Raw genomic sequence first — 16,641 nt, forward strand, 5'->3', positions numbered from 1 at the left:
CCCATGGATCAGGGCAGTGCGCGGCGTCGGCTCGGGATGGGAGCGAGTACCGGTCAGACACGATAAAGCGGTGCCTGGACACGCTCAGTGCGGATAGCACGCGGTCGGGCGGGGCTTGGGTAAGCGGGGTCGATTATAGGAAGGCGCGCGCGGATACAACAAGAGGTGCGAATGCAGGAGATCAAATGTGGGAACGGGCTTGCCCGTGATGCGGGCGCCTTGGTGTATCAGTGATACCGAGGTGATGCTATCGCGGGCAAGCCCGCTCCCACACAAGCCCATCCACGGTGAGTCAGGTGGTAATCGGCGCCGAGCCGATATGCCAGATCAACACCTTGCTCACCCGGTTGTCCTCGGTTTCAAGGATTTCCAGGCGATAACGGCCGATCTTCACGCAAACTGCGCAATCGGGAATGGTCTCCAGCGCTTCGGTCACCAGGCCATTGAGAGTCTTGGGGCCATCGCTGGGCAGGTGCCAGCCCAGGCATTTGTTGAGTTCGCGAATCGACACCGCGCCGTCGATCACATAGCGGCCATCTGGCTGCGGCTGGATCAGGGGGTTGTCCAGGCTCTGTTCGCTTTCGAATTCGCCGACGATCTCTTCCAGGATGTCTTCCAGGGTGACGATGCCCAGCACTTCGCCATATTCGTCCACGACCATGCCCAGGCGCCGTTGCTGCTTGTGGAAGTTCAGCAACTGCAACTGCAGCGGTGTGCTTTCCGGGACGAAGTACGGCTCATGGCAGGCCGCGAGCAGGGCATCCTTGGTCAGGCTGGCATCTGGCAGCAGATGCTGGATCTGCCGGGTGTTGAGCACCGCCTCGACCTGGTTGATATCACTGTGGAACACCGGCAGGCGGGTGCGCCGGGAGGTGCGTAGTTGTTCGATGATCTGCTCGATAGGGTCATCGAGGTTGATGCCATCCACTTCACTGCGTGGCACCAGGATGTCATTGACGGTGATGTTGTCCAGGGCGTGGATGCCGGGCATGCCCGGGGCGCGGTCTTCGCTGTCGTCCGTGGCCTGCTCGTCGGAGCGGTCGGGCTGTGGCTCGTCGCTATTTTTGACGATCCCCGACTTGCGGGCGAAAGGACGCAGCAACAGCAGGCTGATGCCATTGAGCACCCAGGCCAGGGGGTAGAGGATCTTTAGCGGGATGCCCAGCAGTGTATTGCCAAACCCCAGCACGGCTTGCGGGTAGCGGGTGGCCAAGGTGCGGGGCAGGTAGTCGGCCAGTACCAGCAACAGCGCGCTGGAGATCAGCCAGCCGAGCCAGGGACCGTTTTCGGCCCAGGCATGGATCGCCAGCAGGGTGCAGAGAATCACCACCACCGCACGGCACAAGGTATTGCAAAGGATCAGGCTGTTGCGCGGGAAGCTGAGGCGGGCAGCGGCCTTGTCGCCCTGGCGTGTACCGGGGCGCAGGGCCAGCAAATGGTGCTGGGCGGCTTCGATGGCGGTAAACAGCGCCGACCACAACACCAGCAGCGCGACTACCGCGAGCATTGGCTCAAGGGGCAAGTTGTCCATGATCGCTGCCCGTCAGATATGCAGGATGAATTCGCGAACCAGCTTGCTGCCGAAATACGCCAGCATCAGCAGGCAGAAACCGGCCAGGGTCCAGCGGATCGCCTTGTGCCCACGCCAGCCCAGGCGATTGCGACCCCATAACAGGACGCTGAACACCACCCAGGCCAGGCACGCCAGCAGGGTCTTGTGGACCAGGTGCTGGGCGAACAGGTTTTCGACGAACAGCCAGCCGGAAATCAGCGACAGCGACAGCAGCGTCCAGCCGGCCCAGAGGAAGCCGAACAGCAGGCTTTCCATGGTCTGCAGCGGCGGGAAGTTCTTGATCAGCCCGGAAGGGTGCTTGTGCTTGAGCTGGTGATCTTGCAGGAGCAGCAGCAAAGCCTGGAACACGGCGATGGTAAACATGCCGTAGGCGAGGATCGACAACAGGATATGGGCAAGGATGCCCGGTTCCTCATCGATCACCTGCACGGTGCCCGTGGGGGCGAATTGCGCCAGCAGCACCGTCAACATCCCCAGGGGGAAGAGCAGCAGCAGCAGGTTTTCCACCGGGATCCGCGCGCAGGCCAGCAGCGTCAAGGCAATGACCGCGGCGGCAATCAGGCTGGCGGCGCTGAAAAAGTCCAGGCCCAGGCCCACCGGCGTCATCAGGTGGGTGAACAGGCTGGCAGCGTGGGCCAGCAAGGCGAACACGCCGAGGCCGGCCAGCAGGCGTTTGTCCGCCTTGGCGCGTTGAGCCAGGCGGGTGCCCTGATAGAGGGTCGCAGCGGCATACAAGAGTGCGGCGGCGAGACTGGGTAGCAAACTGGGTGACAAAGGGAGCATAAATCCTGTTAGGCAAGCCCGAAAGCCGATGAGTTTGGCACACACCTGCGTTCCACGAAAGACCACCGGGCCAGACAGCGGGTGTGCATGGCGGCAGTCTTCGCTATAATCCGCGACCTGCCCACGCCGCAGGCTCGCCGAGCGCTGTTTTTAATAGCGATTTATCACAGCCTGGGCCGCCATTACCTCGGTCTACCAATGCATTTCGATGAATAGGGCCTGAAAGGATCGCGCATGTTTGAAAATCTGACTGACCGTCTCTCGCAGACGCTGCGCCATGTCACCGGCAAGGCCAAGCTGACCGAGGACAATATTAAAGATACCCTGCGCGAAGTGCGCATGGCGTTGCTGGAAGCCGACGTTGCCTTGCCTGTGGTCAAGGATTTCGTCAACTCGGTCAAAGAGCGCGCGGTCGGCACTGAAGTGTCCCGCAGCCTGACGCCGGGCCAGGCCTTTGTGAAGGTCGTCCAGGCCGAGCTCGAAAGCCTGATGGGCGCGGCCAACGAAGACCTGAACCTCAGCGCCGTGCCGCCGGCCGTTGTGCTGATGGCCGGTTTGCAGGGTGCGGGTAAGACCACCACCGCTGCCAAGCTGGCGCGCTTCCTCAAAGAGCGCAAGAAAAAGTCCGTGATGGTGGTCTCGGCCGACGTATACCGTCCGGCCGCGATCAAGCAGCTGGAAATGCTCGCCGGTGAAATCGGCGTGACATTCTTCCCGTCCGACCTGAGCCAGAAGCCGGTCGACATCGCCAACGCTGCCATTAAAGAAGCCAAGCTCAAGTTCATCGACGTGGTGATCGTCGATACCGCCGGTCGCCTGCACATCGATGAAGAGATGATGGGCGAGATCAAGGCGCTGCATGCCGCGATCAATCCGGTAGAAACGCTGTTTGTGGTCGACGCCATGACCGGCCAGGATGCGGCCAACACCGCCAAGGCCTTTGGTGATGCACTGCCGCTGACCGGCGTGATCCTGACCAAGGTCGACGGTGACGCCCGTGGCGGTGCCGCACTGTCGGTGCGCGCAATCACCGGCAAGCCGATCAAGTTCATCGGCATGGGCGAGAAGACCGAAGCGCTCGAGCCGTTCCACCCTGAGCGTATCGCCTCGCGTATCCTCGGCATGGGCGACGTGCTCAGCCTGATCGAGCAGGCCGAACAGACCCTCGACAAAGACAAGGCCGACAAACTGGCCAAGAAGCTGAAGAAGGGCAAGGGCTTCGACCTCGAAGACTTCCGTGATCAGTTGCAACAGATGAAGAACATGGGCGGCCTCGGCGGTCTGATGGACAAACTGCCGAACATCGGCGGTGTGAACCTGGCGCAAATGGGCAATGCCCAGGGCGCGGCAGAGAAGCAGTTCAAGCAGATGGAAGCCATCATCAACTCCATGACCCCGGCCGAGCGCCGCGACCCTGAGCTGATCAGCGGTTCGCGCAAGCGTCGGATCGCCATGGGTTCCGGCACCCAGGTGCAGGACATTGGTCGCTTGATCAAGCAGCACAAGCAGATGCAAAAGATGATGAAGAAATTCTCGGCCAAAGGCGGCATGGCCAAAATGATGCGCGGTATGGGCGGTATGATGCCCGGTCGTGGCATGCCGAAGATGTAAAGAATTCGCGCAAGAGTTCGCTCTTGTGCAGACCCACATGGACGTGGGATCTCCAGCAAACCCGCCGTTGGCGGGAGCTGACTCGCCGTTTTAACCGACGGCTCTATAGCAGATCTGAATGGCACGCGGTCAGGCGCCGGAAAAAGACATTTGCAAAAGTCCGGATATTCCTTAGAATATGCGGCCTTTCGGGCACCCATGCCCGCTGTGCATTTAGATTTGCAGCACCGACTACAGGAACGATGTTCACATGCTAACAATCCGTCTTGCCCTTGGCGGCTCCAAAAAGCGCCCGTTTTACCACTTGACCGTAACCGACAGCCGCAACCCGCGTGACGGTTCGCACAAGGAACAGGTTGGTTTCTTCAACCCTGTTGCTCGTGGTCAAGAAGTTCGTCTGTCCGTGAACCAAGAGCGCGTAGCCTACTGGCTGAGCGTTGGTGCACAGCCTTCCGAGCGTGTTGCCAAGTTGTTGAAGGACTCGGCTAAGGCCGCAGCCTGAGCAATATGAACGCGACGCCAGCTGTTGCTGATGATTTGATCGTTATCGGCAAGATTTACTCTGTTCATGGCGTTCGCGGCGAAGTGAAGGTGTATTCCTTTACTGATCCGACTGAAAACCTGTTGCAGTACAAGACCTGGACGCTCAAGCGCGAAGGTAGTGTGAAACAGGTCGAGCTGGTCAGTGGACGCGGGAACGACAAGTTCCTGGTCGCAAAGCTCAAGGGTCTCGATGATCGTGAAGAAGCACGTCTTCTGGCCGGTTATGAGATCTGCGTGCCGCGCAACCTGTTCCCTGAATTGACCGACGGCGAGTACTACTGGTACCAGCTGGAAGGTCTGAAGGTTATTGATCAACTCGGGCAATTGCTTGGGAAAATCGATCATCTTCTGGAAACCGGCGCCAATGATGTAATGGTGGTCAAGCCTTGCGCTGGCAGCCTGGATGATCGCGAACGCCTGTTGCCCTATACCGAGCAATGTGTGTTGGCCGTCGACCTGGCAGCGGGCGAGATGAAGGTGGAATGGGATGCGGACTTCTAAGCGTGGCTAATTTGCGCATTGAAGTGATCAGTTTGTTTCCCGAGATGTTTTCCGCCATCAGCGAGTACGGCATCACCAGTCGGGCGGTGAAACAAGGGCTCTTGCAGCTCACTTGTTGGAACCCGCGAGACTACACGACGGATCGACATCACACTGTGGACGATCGCCCATTTGGCGGTGGCCCGGGCATGGTGATGAAGATCAAGCCCCTGGAAGACGCCCTGGTTCAGGCCAAGGCAGCAGCAGGGGAGAAGGCGAAGGTAATTTACCTGTCCCCTCAAGGCCGCCAGCTGAAACAGGCTGCGGTACGCGAACTGGCGAATGAGGAAGCACTGATCCTGATTGCCGGTCGCTATGAAGGCATTGACGAGCGTTTTATTGACGCTCATGTCGATGAAGAGTGGTCGATTGGGGACTATGTCCTGTCTGGCGGTGAGCTGCCGGCGATGGTCCTGATAGATGCGGTTACACGACTGCTGCCTGGAGCTTTAGGGCATGCGGACTCCGCGGAGGAAGATTCCTTCACGGATGGTTTGCTGGATTGCCCGCACTACACCCGACCGGAGGTGTATGCGGATCAGCGTGTTCCCGACGTATTGCTAAGTGGCAATCACGCACACATCCGGCGTTGGCGTTTACAGCAGTCCCTTGGTCGGACCTATGAACGACGCGCCGATCTTCTGGAAAGCCGCTCGCTTTCTGGAGAAGAGAAGAAGCTGCTCGAGGAATACATCCTCGCGCGGGACGATAGTTAACAACGTATCGATGGTAGATCCGACGATTTACCTTAGGAGCACAGCATGACTAACAAAATCATCCTTGCACTCGAAGCAGAGCAGATGACCAAAGAGATCCCTACCTTTGCCCCGGGCGACACCATTGTCGTTCAGGTGAAAGTGAAGGAAGGCGACCGTTCGCGTCTGCAAGCGTTCGAAGGCGTAGTAATCGCCAAGCGTAACCGTGGTGTGAACAGTGCTTTCACTGTTCGTAAAATCTCCAACGGTGTTGGCGTAGAGCGTACTTTCCAGACCTACAGCCCGCAAATCGACAGCATGGCCGTTAAACGTCGCGGTGACGTACGTAAAGCCAAGCTGTACTACCTGCGTGACCTGTCCGGTAAAGCAGCTCGCATCAAGGAAAAACTGGCTTAAGTCCAGCTTCCCGATGCAGAAAAAAGCAGCCTACGGGCTGCTTTTTTGTGCCTGAAATTTGTCTATCTGCCGGTATCCAGTCATGACCACCCGCCTTGAAGAAATCCAGCGCCGCACCGACCTGTCCGTTACCCACGTGACCAAGGCCGTGTTCCCACCGACCACCAACCACCACAACACCTTGTTCGGCGGCACCGCGTTGGCGTGGATGGACGAAGTGTCGTTCATCACCGCCACACGTTTCTGCCGCTTGCCGTTGGTGACGGTGTCTACCGACCGTATCGACTTCAACCACGCGATTGCGGCCGGTTCCATCGTTGAGTTGATCGGTCGCGTGATCAAGGTCGGCAACACCAGCCTCAAGGTTGAGGTGGAGGTGTTTGTCGAGAGCATGAGTGCCGATGGTCGCGAAAAGGCGATCCAGGGCGTGTTCAGCTTTGTTGCGATCGATGCTGACAAGCGACCGGTGCCGGTGCTGCCAGGGTTTGTAGACTGACTTGAGACCGAGTCGCGGCTATCGCAGGCAAGCCAGCTCCCACATTAGGCATGCATTTCCCTGTGGGAGCTGGCTTGCCTGCGATAGGATCTACCAGACACTGACGTAATCAGCCTGAGCCCCCATGCCCGCCATTGACCACCCCCTGATCGACCGCTTCCTCGACGCGCTTTGGCTGGAAAAAGGCCTGTCGGACAACACTCGCCAGTCCTACCGCAGCGACCTGGCACTGTTCAATGGCTGGCTATTGGAGAGAAACCTCGAGTTGAGCCATGCCGGGCGCGAGTTGATCCTCGATCACCTGGCCTGGCGCCTTGAACAAAACTACAAGCCGCGCTCCACCGCACGATTCCTCTCGGGAGTGCGTGGGTTCTATCGCTATTTGCTGCGGGAAAAGCTAATTGCTGTCGACCCGACCCTGCAAGTCGATATGCCGCAACTCGGCAGGCCATTGCCCAAATCCCTGTCGGAAGCCGACGTTGACGCCCTGCTGGCCGCGCCCGACCTGAGCGAGGCTATCGGCCAGCGTGACCGCGCCATGCTGGAGGTGTTGTATGCCTGCGGCCTGCGTGTCACCGAGCTGATCAGCCTGACCCTGGAGCAGGTCAACCTGCGCCAGGGCGTGTTACGGGTGATGGGCAAGGGCAGCAAGGAGCGCCTGGTGCCCATGGGCGAAGAGGCGATTGTGTGGGTCGAGCGCTACATGCGCGATGCCCGCAGCGAGCTGCTGGGCGGGCGCCCCAGTGACGTGCTGTTCCCCAGCCTGCGCGGCGAGCAGATGACCCGCCAGACCTTCTGGCATCGCATCAAGCACCAGGCCAAGGTAGCCGGGATCGGCAAGTCGCTGTCCCCCCACACCCTGCGCCATGCGTTTGCCACTCATCTGCTCAACCATGGCGCGGATTTGCGGGTGGTGCAGATGTTGCTGGGCCATAGCGATCTGTCGACCACGCAGATTTACACCCATGTGGCGCGCGCAAGGTTGCAGGACCTGCACGCCAAACATCACCCAAGGGGCTGACAGGCCCCAATTTGGCCGCTGGCGTCTGCCCTGGCGCCCAATTGTGGTAGGCTTTGCCGGTTTGCAACGGGGACGGCCCCGAGCCGTGTTTCCAGATCGGCGTCCTGGCCATCGTCCCTGCATCTGCCTTCAGGAGTTCCCATGCGCTTGACCCAGATTTTTGCCGCCGCAGCCATTGCGTTGGTCTCAACCTTTGCCGTCGCCGATGACGCCGCCGAGAAGACAATCCGTAAGAGTCTGGAAAGCCTCCAACTCGAAACCCCGGTAGAAAGCATCAGCGCCAGCCCCATGGCCGGCCTGTATGAAGTCAAGCTCAAGGGCAGCCGCGTGCTGTACGCCAGCGCTGACGGCCAGTACATCGTCCAGGGGTACCTGTTCCAGTTGAAAGACGGCAAGCCGGTCAACCTCACCGAGAAGGCCGAGCGCCTGGGCGTGTCCAAGTTGATCAACGCCATTCCGGTTGCCGAAACCGTGGTGTACCCGGCCATTGGCGAGACCAAGACCCACATCACCGTGTTCACCGACACCACCTGCCCGTACTGCCACAAACTGCACGCCGAAGTGCCTGAGCTGAACAAGATGGGCGTCGAAGTGCGCTACGTCGCGTTCCCGCGCCAGGGCCTGGGTTCGCCGGGCGACAAGCAGTTGCAAGCGGTCTGGTGTTCGGCTGACAAGAAAGCCGCCATGGACAAGATGGTCGACGGCAAGGACATCAAGGCTGCTGCCTGTGCCAACCCGGTGTCCAAGCAGTTCAACCTGGGCCAGTCGATCGGCGTGAACGGTACGCCGGCCATCGTTTTGGCGGACGGTCAGGTCATTCCGGGCTACCAGCCTGCACCACAAATCGCCAAACTGGCGCTGGGTGCCAAATAAACAGTATCGTCGAGCCTTTGACGGTCAGACCCGCCGAGCAGTCGACGGGTCATTAATAGCGAGCCGCAGTTGTGCGGCTGTTTTTCACGGCCGACCTTGAGTCGGCCGTTTCATGGGGAGTTCTTCAGTGAAACCGGTCAAAGTAGGCATCTGTGGGTTAGGGACCGTCGGTGGCGGCACCTTGAACGTACTTCAGCGTAACGCTGAGGAAATTTCCCGCCGTGCAGGGCGTGGGATTGAAGTGGCACAAATTGCCATGCGTACGCCAAAGCCTCAGTACCAAACGACCGGTATTGCGATTACCAACGATGTCTTCGACGTGGCCACCAACCCTGAAATCGATATCGTCATCGAGCTGGTGGGCGGCTACACCGTCGCCCGTGAGCTGGTGCTCAAGGCCATCGAAAACGGCAAGCATGTGGTCACTGCCAACAAGGCGCTGATTGCCGTACACGGCAATGAAATCTTCGCCAAGGCCCGCGAGAAGGGCGTGATCGTCGCGTTCGAAGCGGCGGTGGCCGGCGGTATCCCGGTGATCAAGGCGATCCGTGAAGGCCTGTCGGCCAACCGCATCAACTGGGTAGCCGGCATCATCAACGGCACCGGTAACTTCATCCTGACCGAAATGCGCGAGAAGGGCCGTACCTTCGAAGACGTGCTGGCCGAAGCCCAGGCCCTGGGTTACGCCGAAGCCGACCCGACATTTGACGTCGAGGGCATCGACGCAGCGCACAAGCTGACCATCCTGGCGTCCATCGCCTTTGGCATTCCGCTGCAGTTCGACAAGGCCTACACCGAAGGCATCACCAAGCTGACCACCGCCGACGTGAACTACGCCGAAGCCCTGGGCTACCGCATCAAGCACTTGGGCGTAGCGCGCAGCACCGCGGCCGGTATCGAATTGCGCGTACACCCGACCCTGATCCCGGCCGATCGCCTGATCGCCAACGTCAATGGCGTGATGAACGCGGTGATGGTCAACGGTGACGCCGCCGGTTCGACCCTGTTCTACGGCGCCGGCGCCGGCATGGAGCCGACTGCTTCCTCGGTGATTGCCGACCTGGTGGACGTGGTCCGCGCCATGACCAGCGACCCGGAAAACCGCGTGCCGCACCTGGCGTTCCAACCGGACTCGCTGTCGGCGCACCCGATCCTGCCGATCGAAGCCTGCGAAAGTTCCTACTACCTGCGTATCCAGGCCAAGGATCATCCGGGCGTGTTGGCCCAGGTGGCCAGCATCCTCTCGGAGCGCGGTATCAACATTGAGTCGATCATGCAGAAGGAAGTCGAAGAACACGACGGCCTGGTGCCCATGATCCTGCTGACGCACCGTGTGCTGGAACAGCACATGAACGATGCCATCGCCGCCCTGGAAGCCTTGCAAGGCGTGGTCGGGCCGGTGGTACGGATCCGCGTCGAACACCTTAACTAACGATAGGTCGCAGAGGCCCCGCAGGTTCGGCGGCCTCTGCTCAAGAATGTTGTAGAGGAGCCAGTCATGCGTTACATCAGCACCCGCGGCCAGGCACCGGCCCTGAATTTCGAAGACGTCCTGCTCGCAGGTCTCGCCACTGACGGTGGCCTGTACGTACCGGAAAACCTGCCACGCTTCACCCAGGAAGAAATCGCCTCCTGGGCTGGCCTGCCGTATCACGAACTGGCATTCCGGGTCATGCGCCCATTCGTCACCGGCAGCATTCCCGATGCCGATTTCAAAAAGATCCTCGAAGAAACCTACGGCGTGTTCTCCCACAGCGCCATTGCCCCGTTGCGCCAACTGAACGGCAACGAATGGGTGCTGGAGCTGTTCCACGGCCCGACCCTGGCGTTCAAGGATTTCGCCCTGCAACTGCTCGGTCGCCTGCTGGACTACGTGCTGGAGAAGCGCGGCGAGCGTGTGGTGATCATCGGTGCCACCTCTGGTGATACCGGCTCGGCGGCCATCGAAGGCTGCAAGCACTGCGAAAACGTCGACATTTTCATCCTGCATCCGCACAACCGGGTCTCGGACGTGCAGCGCCGGCAGATGACCACCATCTTCGGCGAGAACATCCATAACATCGCGGTCGAAGGCAACTTCGATGACTGCCAGGAAATGGTCAAGGCCAGCTTCGCCGACCAGAGCTTCCTCAAGGGCACGCGTCTGGTGGCGGTGAACTCGATCAACTGGGCGCGGATCATGGCCCAGATCGTCTACTACTTCCACGCCTCGCTGCAGCTGGGCGGGCCGGCGCGTTCGGTGTCGTTCTCGGTGCCGACCGGCAACTTCGGCGATATCTTCGCCGGCTACCTGGCGCGCAACATGGGCCTGCCGATCAACCAATTGATCGTCGCCACCAACCGCAATGACATCCTGCATCGCTTCATGAGTGGCAACCAGTACGTCAAGGAAACCCTGCACGCCACACTGTCGCCGTCGATGGACATCATGGTCTCGTCGAACTTCGAGCGTTTGCTGTTCGACATGCACGGTCGCAACGGCGCAGCCCTGGCCGGCCTGATGGACAGCTTCAAGCAGGGGGGCGGTTTCAGCGTCGACCAGGAACGCTGGACCGAAACCCGCAAGCTGTTCGATTCCCTGGCGGTGGACGATGCCCAGACCTGCGAGACCATCGCCGAAGTCTATGCCCAGACTGGCGAGCTGCTGGACCCGCACACCGCCATTGGCGTCAAGGCCGCGCGCGAATGCCGCCGTAGCCTGGATATCCCGATGGTCATCCTCGGCACGGCCCACCCGGTTAAATTCCCCGAAGCCGTGCAGAAGGCCGGTGTCGGCAAAGCCTTGGAACTGCCACCGCACCTGGCTGACCTGTTCGAGCGGGAAGAGCGTTGCACGGTGCTGCCTAACGACCTGAAAGCCATCCAGGCGTTTGTCAGCCAGCATGGCAATCGTGGGAAGCCGCTCTAAGACCAGGAGCGCTGCTCGCGTAATGAAAACGGCGCTTGCCCAGAAATGGGGAAGCGCCGTTTTTCTTGGTCACCTGTGGCGAGGGGGCTTGTCCCCCGCTGGGCTGCGCAGCAGCCCCAACCCAAATAAGCCTCACCGAGTTTTATCTGACACACCGGGATGGCATATTTTGGGGCTGCTACGCAGCCCAACGGGGGACAAGCCCCCTCGCCACAGGTGGGAGTTGATCCTTGCGCCGTACACTCAATAACAGCCAACAAGGAAGCCCCCCGGTGCGGTTCACGACCCGATGGCGCCAGTGCCTACTGAGCCTGCTCCTGCTCGGCTACCTGCCCGTAAGCCTGGCCGCCGTCAGCCTGCCGTTCAATCTGGTGCCGGCGTTTATCACCCTGACGCCTATGACCCTGGCGCCCGCCGAACGGCAGTGGCTGGCACAGCATCGCACCTTGAAAGTGGGGATCTCCATCGATGATTACCAACCCATCGATATCACCCGTGATCACAATCGCTACCAGGGCATCAGCGCCGACTACTTGAGCCTGGTGGGCGCGCGCCTCGGCGTGCCCATGCAAGTGATGGGCTTTGCCGAGCGGGCCCAGGCGGTGGAGGCGTTGCGCAGCGGGGCTATTGATATCCTCACCAGTGCCAACGGCTACGAGCGGGATGTGCCCGGCCTGGCCTTTACCCCGGACTATATGCCGGATCGTTCCGTGGTGGTGGTGCGTACTGACGACGCCATGCAAGACGACCTCAAGGACAAGAAAGTCGTGTTGCTTGATGGCTATGCCAACGTCAAGAACGTGCATGCGGCGTACCCGCAAAGCCACATCATGCTCGCCCCCAACCTCTACAGCGGCCTGGAAGCCTTGGCCCAGGGCGATGTGGATGCGTTTATCGGCAATGAAGTGATTGTGCGCGCCTACAAGTCCCTGCGACCTTACCTGAGGATGCAGATCAAGGAGCAGAGCCGCCTGGCGCCGATTGGCTTTGCCTTCGCCACGCGCCAGGCCGATCCCTTGTTGGGCCGGATGATGGACCGCGCACTGCACAGCATCGATAACTCGGTACGCCGCGAAATCCTCGCCCGCTGGACCACCGGGCTGGGAGTGGACGTTGACGGTGAACGCATCCCCCTGACCGCCGTCGAGCAGGCCTGGATGCTGCGCCATCCCCAGGTGGTGGTAGCGGCCCAGCAATATTCGCCGTATGTATTCAAGGACAAGGACGGTCGCTGGGTAGGGCTGAATATCGATCTGCTTAATCGCCTGTCGCGTATGACCGGTATGCAATTTGTTCTCAAAGAAGTGTTTTCTACCGCGCAAACTCTGGAGCTCCTGGAAACCCACGGTGCGGATATGAGTACCACCCTGGTGGAAAATACCGAGCGCCGGCGCTTTCTCGATTTCAGCCATGGGTTTGGCGGCGCCGGCTGGGTGTTTGTCGAACGGGTCGATGCGCCGCCGGTGATCAGCCTGAGCCACCTCTCGGGCAGGGTCTTGGCGTTGCCCGCGCGGCATGTGCTGCAGGCCTATATCCGCCGCGAATACCCAGAGGTCCGCCTGCGCCTGGCGCCCAACTACACCGAGGCCCGCGCCCTGGTCGCCCGGGGAGACGCCGACGCGACCATCCAGAGTGAAGTGGAGGTGCAAAGTTATCCGACCGATGAGTTGCGGGTCGGTCGCAGTGTCGATGGCAAGTGGTCCAGTGACAGCCTGGCAGTGCGCAAGGACCATCCCGAGTTGCTGAGTATTTTGAACAAGGCCCTGGAAGCCTTGCCGGTGGCCGAGTTGAGCGCTCTGCGCCTGCGCTGGATGGGCGCGGTGGCAGTCCCGGTGCCCGCCTGGCAGCGGGTGCCGTCGTGGGCCTACTGGACGGTCGCCACGGCGCTGCTGTTTGTGTTGGTTTCGCTGGTCTGGAACAGCCGGCTCAAGCGCCAGATCCGCCAGCGGGTCGAGGCCGAGCGGCGGCTCAATGACCAGTTGGCCTTCAAGCGGGCCTTGCTCGACGGTATCCCCAACCCGGTCTTTGTGCGCGATCTTGCTGGCCGCCTGGTCACCTGTAACAAAAGCTATGAGCAACAGATGGCTACCCGGCTTGAACAGATTCGCGGCCTGACCCTGCCGCAGAGCGCAATCCTGCCAGCCGCCACGGCCATGCGCCTGCACACCGGGCATATGGAGCAACTGGCCACGCAACAGTCACTGTTTGTCGACCGCCAGTTGGAGTTCAACGGCGGCATCGCCCATATTTATCAATGGACCGTGCCGTTCTATGACGCCCAGGGTCAGTTGCAGGGCTTGCTCGGCGGTTGGGTGGATATCAACGAGCGCAAGGTCTTGGAAACCCAGCTGATGGACGCACGGCGCGCCGCTGATGCAGCGAACTACGCCAAGAGCGCCTTTGTGTCGAACCTCAGCCATGAGATCCGTACGCCGATGACGGCGATTATCGGCCTGCTCGAACTGGAGCAGGAGCGCGCCCTGGCCTTGGGCGTGCCCGTCTCCGAGGCGCTGCAGGTGGCCCATCGTTCGGCACGGGAGCTGATTGCCTTGATGGGCGATAGCCTGGATCTGGCGAAGATCGAAGCCGGCCATCTGCAACTGGCACCACAGACCACCGACCTGAAAGGTTTCTTTGAAGGCATCCAGCGGCTGTTTGAAGCCACCGCACAAAAAAAGGGTTTGCACCTGACCTTGGCTTTCGATCCCCAGGCGCAAGGCTTTTACTGGTTCGACCCGCTGCGCCTGCGCCAGGTCATGCATAACCTGCTGGGCAACGCGCTGAAGTTCACGGAGCACGGAGAAGTGCGCCTGCGCGTGGCCTGCCAGGCCGATGGTGAGGGTCACGAATACCTGCACTTGTGCGTCGAGGACACCGGCCCCGGTATCAGCGTTGAACAGCAGGCCCGGGTGTTCAAGCCGTTTATCCAGGGCAGCCCGCTGACAGCCGCCGAACATGGCGGCACCGGGCTAGGCTTGAGCATCTGCCAGCAACTGGTGGACTTGATGGGTGGGCAAATCAGCCTGCACAGCGTCCTGGGCGAAGGCACCACCGTGTGCATCGACCTGCGCCTGGACCGGGTTGGCAGTGACGACGTGCCCGCGCCAGCCGTCGCCGTGCCTGTGCTGGCGGCGGGCCGGGCATTGTCGGTGCTGATTGTCGACGACCTGCCGGCCAACCGCCTGGTGCTGGCCCAGCAGTTGCAATTCCTCGGGCATCAGGTGGTGGCCCTCAATAGTGCCGAGGCGGGATTGCAACGTTGGCGCAGCGAGGCGTTCGACGTGCTGGTGACCGATTGTCATATGCCGGGTATGTCCGGTTATGCCTTGGCCGAGGCCATTCGCCAGATAGAAACCCAGGAGCAGCGCCCGCGTTGCGCGTTGGTCGGTTGCACCGCCGATGCCCAGGAAGACGAAGGGCAACGCGGCCGCCAGGCGGGCATGGATGTGCTGCTGGTCAAGCCGGTGACCCTGGAACAATGGACCCAGGTGCTGGCCCGGGTCACGGCCGTGCCTGCCTTCGACCTGCAGGCCCTGCGCAAGATGACCCAGGCCGACGGGCCGATCCTGCAAAGCATGTTGCAGGAGTTGGCGAACAATTTGGAGCACGAGCACCACCTGTTGGGCAACGCCATGGCCGAGCACGACCTGGCGCAGTTGCGGGCCAGCCTGCATCGTCTCAAGGGCATCTGTTGCCTGGTGGATGCGCTGCCATTGGCCAAGGCCTGCGTCGCCCTCGAAACCAGTGCCCGGGAGCACCGTGACGATGAACTGGCGCAGCACTGGCAAGCCTTGTCCGCGACCATGGGGGTGTTGCAGCAAGAAATCCGGCCTTATCTACAGGCGCAAGAATAATAGGTGAAAGAATAGGACGCGTCCTATGGGGGCTTGCGCGGGTTTTGGCTAATGTGAGCGATCTTGCACGTAGCCCCAGAGTTTCCCATGCGCTCACTCAAAGTCCTGATTCTCGAAGACCATCCGTTCCAGCTCATGGCCCTGCACCAGATGCTCAACGCCAACGGCGTGTTCAACGTACTCACGGCCGACAGCGTCGAGGTCGCCCGCCAGTCGCTGGCGAGCAAGGGCCCGGTGGATATCGCCATCTGCGATTTGTACCTGGAGCAGGGCGACTCACTGGGGCTGATCCGCGAAATGGCCGAACAAGGCCAGGCCCAGGTGCTGGTCCTGTTGAGCGACGCCGACCCCGATGTACTGGATGGCGTGGCCAACATGGCGCGCCAGGCGGGGCTCAACGTGCTGGGGTGCATGCCTAAGCCGGCTTCCGCCACTGCCATCGGGCAAATGCTCGAGGCGTGCCAGCAACGCTTGCGACCTAGCCCGCAGGCTTTGTCCTGGGACCGCGTGCGCCAGATGTTGGGGGTGAGTGAGTTCGCAACCGAGCAACTGTGCGCCGAGGTCGGCGAGGCGGCCATCGAGCGTTACGCCAGTGTCTGCTACCAGCCCATCGTCAGCCAGGCCGGTGATCTGCAAGGGGTGGAGGCGTTGGCACGCTGGCAAGACCCCGAACAGGGTCAGTTGATGCCCAGTGAGTTTCTGCCACTGCTGGAGTTGGCGGGGCTGGAACAGGCTTTTACCTGGTACGTGCTGGAGCAGGTGTTGCGGCTTTGCGCCCAGGTGACCCGGGACACGGGGCGGGAACTGCCGGTGTCGGTCAACATTCCCGGGCGACTGCTGGAGCAGGAGCACTTCGCGCTCACGCTGCAAGGGCTGTTGCAACGTTTTGCGGTACCCGCGCGCACCCTGACCCTGGAACTGGTGGAAACCTCGCGCCTGAAGACAGACAGCGCCCATGTCACCGGGTTGCTGCGCCTGCGGATGATCGGTTGCAAGCTGTCCATTGGCGATTTCGGCATCGGCGGTACCAGCTTGCAGCGTTTGCTGGAGTTGCCCTTCACCGAGTTGAAGATTCCCCCGGCGTTTGCTAGCGGGATGGCCGGCGACGAGCGCAAATGCGCGGTGGTTGCCGGCGCCATGAGCATGGCCCGGCACCTGGGTGTTGGCGTGGTGGTGACCGGGATTGAAACCCCCGCCGACCGTGACGCAGTGCGTGCGCTGGGGTCGGCGTGGCTACAGGGTTGCCTGATTGCCCATCCGATGAGCGCCCAGGTGCTGCAACACTGGCTGGCGCAATCTGCGGCGATTGCCTTGTAGCCCCTGGCAT

Annotated in this window: 14 protein-coding genes; 12 read left to right on the top strand and 2 right to left on the bottom strand. The window is 61.1% G+C overall.

Annotation, left to right across the window (positions count from 1 at the left end):
• Positions 1-292: 292 nt before the first annotated feature.
• Together JTY93_RS05350 and JTY93_RS05355 are read right to left on the bottom strand one after the other, a co-directional pair.
• The gene (locus JTY93_RS05350; RefSeq protein WP_205476071.1) at positions 293-1,531 is read right to left on the bottom strand and encodes an HlyC/CorC family transporter; all 1,239 of its coding nucleotides are present in this window, start codon (positions 1,529-1,531) and stop codon (positions 293-295) included.
• Between the two features lie 12 nt (positions 1,532-1,543).
• Positions 1,544-2,356 (bottom strand): cytochrome C assembly family protein, encoded by an 813-nt coding sequence (locus JTY93_RS05355; protein WP_375373136.1) that lies wholly within the window; start codon positions 2,354-2,356, stop codon positions 1,544-1,546.
• Between the two features lie 234 nt (positions 2,357-2,590).
• Here JTY93_RS05355 and ffh point away from each other — a divergent pair, with 234 nt between their 5' ends.
• From ffh to JTY93_RS05415, 12 genes are all read left to right on the top strand, one after another.
• Positions 2,591-3,967: a signal recognition particle protein gene (gene ffh, locus JTY93_RS05360; RefSeq protein WP_029296179.1), complete on the top strand. Its 1,377-nt coding sequence runs from the start codon at positions 2,591-2,593 to the stop codon at positions 3,965-3,967.
• A 250-nt stretch (positions 3,968-4,217) separates the two neighbouring features.
• Positions 4,218-4,469 carry a 30S ribosomal protein S16 gene (rpsP, locus tag JTY93_RS05365; protein ID WP_003175899.1) on the top strand — a complete coding sequence of 84 codons (252 nt, stop codon included), beginning with the start codon at positions 4,218-4,220 and terminating at the stop codon, positions 4,467-4,469.
• 5 nt (positions 4,470-4,474) lie between these two features.
• Positions 4,475-5,011, top strand: coding sequence for a ribosome maturation factor RimM (gene rimM, locus JTY93_RS05370; protein ID WP_010565276.1), 537 nt, complete (start codon positions 4,475-4,477; stop codon positions 5,009-5,011).
• A complete protein-coding gene (trmD, locus tag JTY93_RS05375) occupies positions 4,993-5,766 on the top strand; it encodes a tRNA (guanosine(37)-N1)-methyltransferase TrmD (RefSeq protein WP_205476072.1) in 774 nt (257 codons plus the stop codon). The genes rimM and trmD overlap by 19 nt, the downstream gene beginning before the upstream one ends.
• 45 nt (positions 5,767-5,811) lie before the next feature.
• The gene (gene rplS / locus JTY93_RS05380; RefSeq protein WP_003175895.1) at positions 5,812-6,162 is read left to right on the top strand and encodes a 50S ribosomal protein L19; all 351 of its coding nucleotides are present in this window, start codon (positions 5,812-5,814) and stop codon (positions 6,160-6,162) included.
• 82 nt (positions 6,163-6,244) lie between these two features.
• Positions 6,245-6,658 (top strand): acyl-CoA thioesterase, encoded by a 414-nt coding sequence (locus JTY93_RS05385; protein WP_169997314.1) that lies wholly within the window; start codon positions 6,245-6,247, stop codon positions 6,656-6,658.
• Between the two features lie 124 nt (positions 6,659-6,782).
• A complete protein-coding gene (gene xerD, locus JTY93_RS05390; protein WP_205476073.1) occupies positions 6,783-7,679 on the top strand; it encodes a site-specific tyrosine recombinase XerD in 897 nt (298 codons plus the stop codon).
• Positions 7,680-7,820: 141 nt separating this feature from the next.
• Entirely contained in the window at positions 7,821-8,552 is a 732-nt protein-coding gene (dsbC, locus tag JTY93_RS05395) for a bifunctional protein-disulfide isomerase/oxidoreductase DsbC (RefSeq protein ID WP_169997318.1), read from the top strand.
• 127 nt (positions 8,553-8,679) lie between these two features.
• On the top strand, positions 8,680-9,984 hold the full coding sequence (locus JTY93_RS05400) for a homoserine dehydrogenase (RefSeq protein ID WP_029296281.1): 1,305 nt from the start codon (positions 8,680-8,682) through the stop codon (positions 9,982-9,984).
• A 66-nt stretch (positions 9,985-10,050) separates the two neighbouring features.
• Positions 10,051-11,460, top strand: coding sequence for a threonine synthase (gene thrC, locus JTY93_RS05405; protein WP_205476074.1), 1,410 nt, complete (start codon positions 10,051-10,053; stop codon positions 11,458-11,460).
• Between the two features lie 272 nt (positions 11,461-11,732).
• Complete coding sequence (locus JTY93_RS05410; RefSeq protein WP_240357270.1) at positions 11,733-15,314, top strand: transporter substrate-binding domain-containing protein; 3,582 nt, start codon at positions 11,733-11,735, stop codon at positions 15,312-15,314.
• A gap of 87 nt (positions 15,315-15,401) precedes the next feature.
• Positions 15,402-16,631 (top strand): EAL domain-containing response regulator, encoded by a 1,230-nt coding sequence (locus JTY93_RS05415; RefSeq protein ID WP_205476075.1) that lies wholly within the window; start codon positions 15,402-15,404, stop codon positions 16,629-16,631.
• Positions 16,632-16,641 lie beyond the last annotated feature (10 nt).

It is taken from the genome of Pseudomonas hygromyciniae (genome assembly GCF_016925675.1).
GTDB lineage: Bacteria > Pseudomonadota > Gammaproteobacteria > Pseudomonadales > Pseudomonadaceae > Aquipseudomonas > Aquipseudomonas hygromyciniae.

Coding starts and splice junctions, on each gene's coding strand:
- thrC (WP_205476074.1), top strand. CDS start 10,051: ATGCGTTACATCAGCACCCGCGGCCAGGCACCGGCCCTGAATTTCGAA.
- rimM (WP_010565276.1), top strand. CDS start 4,475: ATGAACGCGACGCCAGCTGTTGCTGATGATTTGATCGTTATCGGCAAG.
- trmD (WP_205476072.1), top strand. CDS start 4,993: ATGGGATGCGGACTTCTAAGCGTGGCTAATTTGCGCATTGAAGTGATC.
- rpsP (WP_003175899.1), top strand. CDS start 4,218: ATGCTAACAATCCGTCTTGCCCTTGGCGGCTCCAAAAAGCGCCCGTTT.
- rplS (WP_003175895.1), top strand. CDS start 5,812: ATGACTAACAAAATCATCCTTGCACTCGAAGCAGAGCAGATGACCAAA.
- JTY93_RS05385 (WP_169997314.1), top strand. CDS start 6,245: ATGACCACCCGCCTTGAAGAAATCCAGCGCCGCACCGACCTGTCCGTT.
- ffh (WP_029296179.1), top strand. CDS start 2,591: ATGTTTGAAAATCTGACTGACCGTCTCTCGCAGACGCTGCGCCATGTC.
- xerD (WP_205476073.1), top strand. CDS start 6,783: ATGCCCGCCATTGACCACCCCCTGATCGACCGCTTCCTCGACGCGCTT.
- JTY93_RS05350 (WP_205476071.1), bottom strand. CDS start 1,531: ATGGACAACTTGCCCCTTGAGCCAATGCTCGCGGTAGTCGCGCTGCTG.
- dsbC (WP_169997318.1), top strand. CDS start 7,821: ATGCGCTTGACCCAGATTTTTGCCGCCGCAGCCATTGCGTTGGTCTCA.
- JTY93_RS05415 (WP_205476075.1), top strand. CDS start 15,402: ATGCGCTCACTCAAAGTCCTGATTCTCGAAGACCATCCGTTCCAGCTC.
- JTY93_RS05355 (WP_375373136.1), bottom strand. CDS start 2,356: ATGCTCCCTTTGTCACCCAGTTTGCTACCCAGTCTCGCCGCCGCACTC.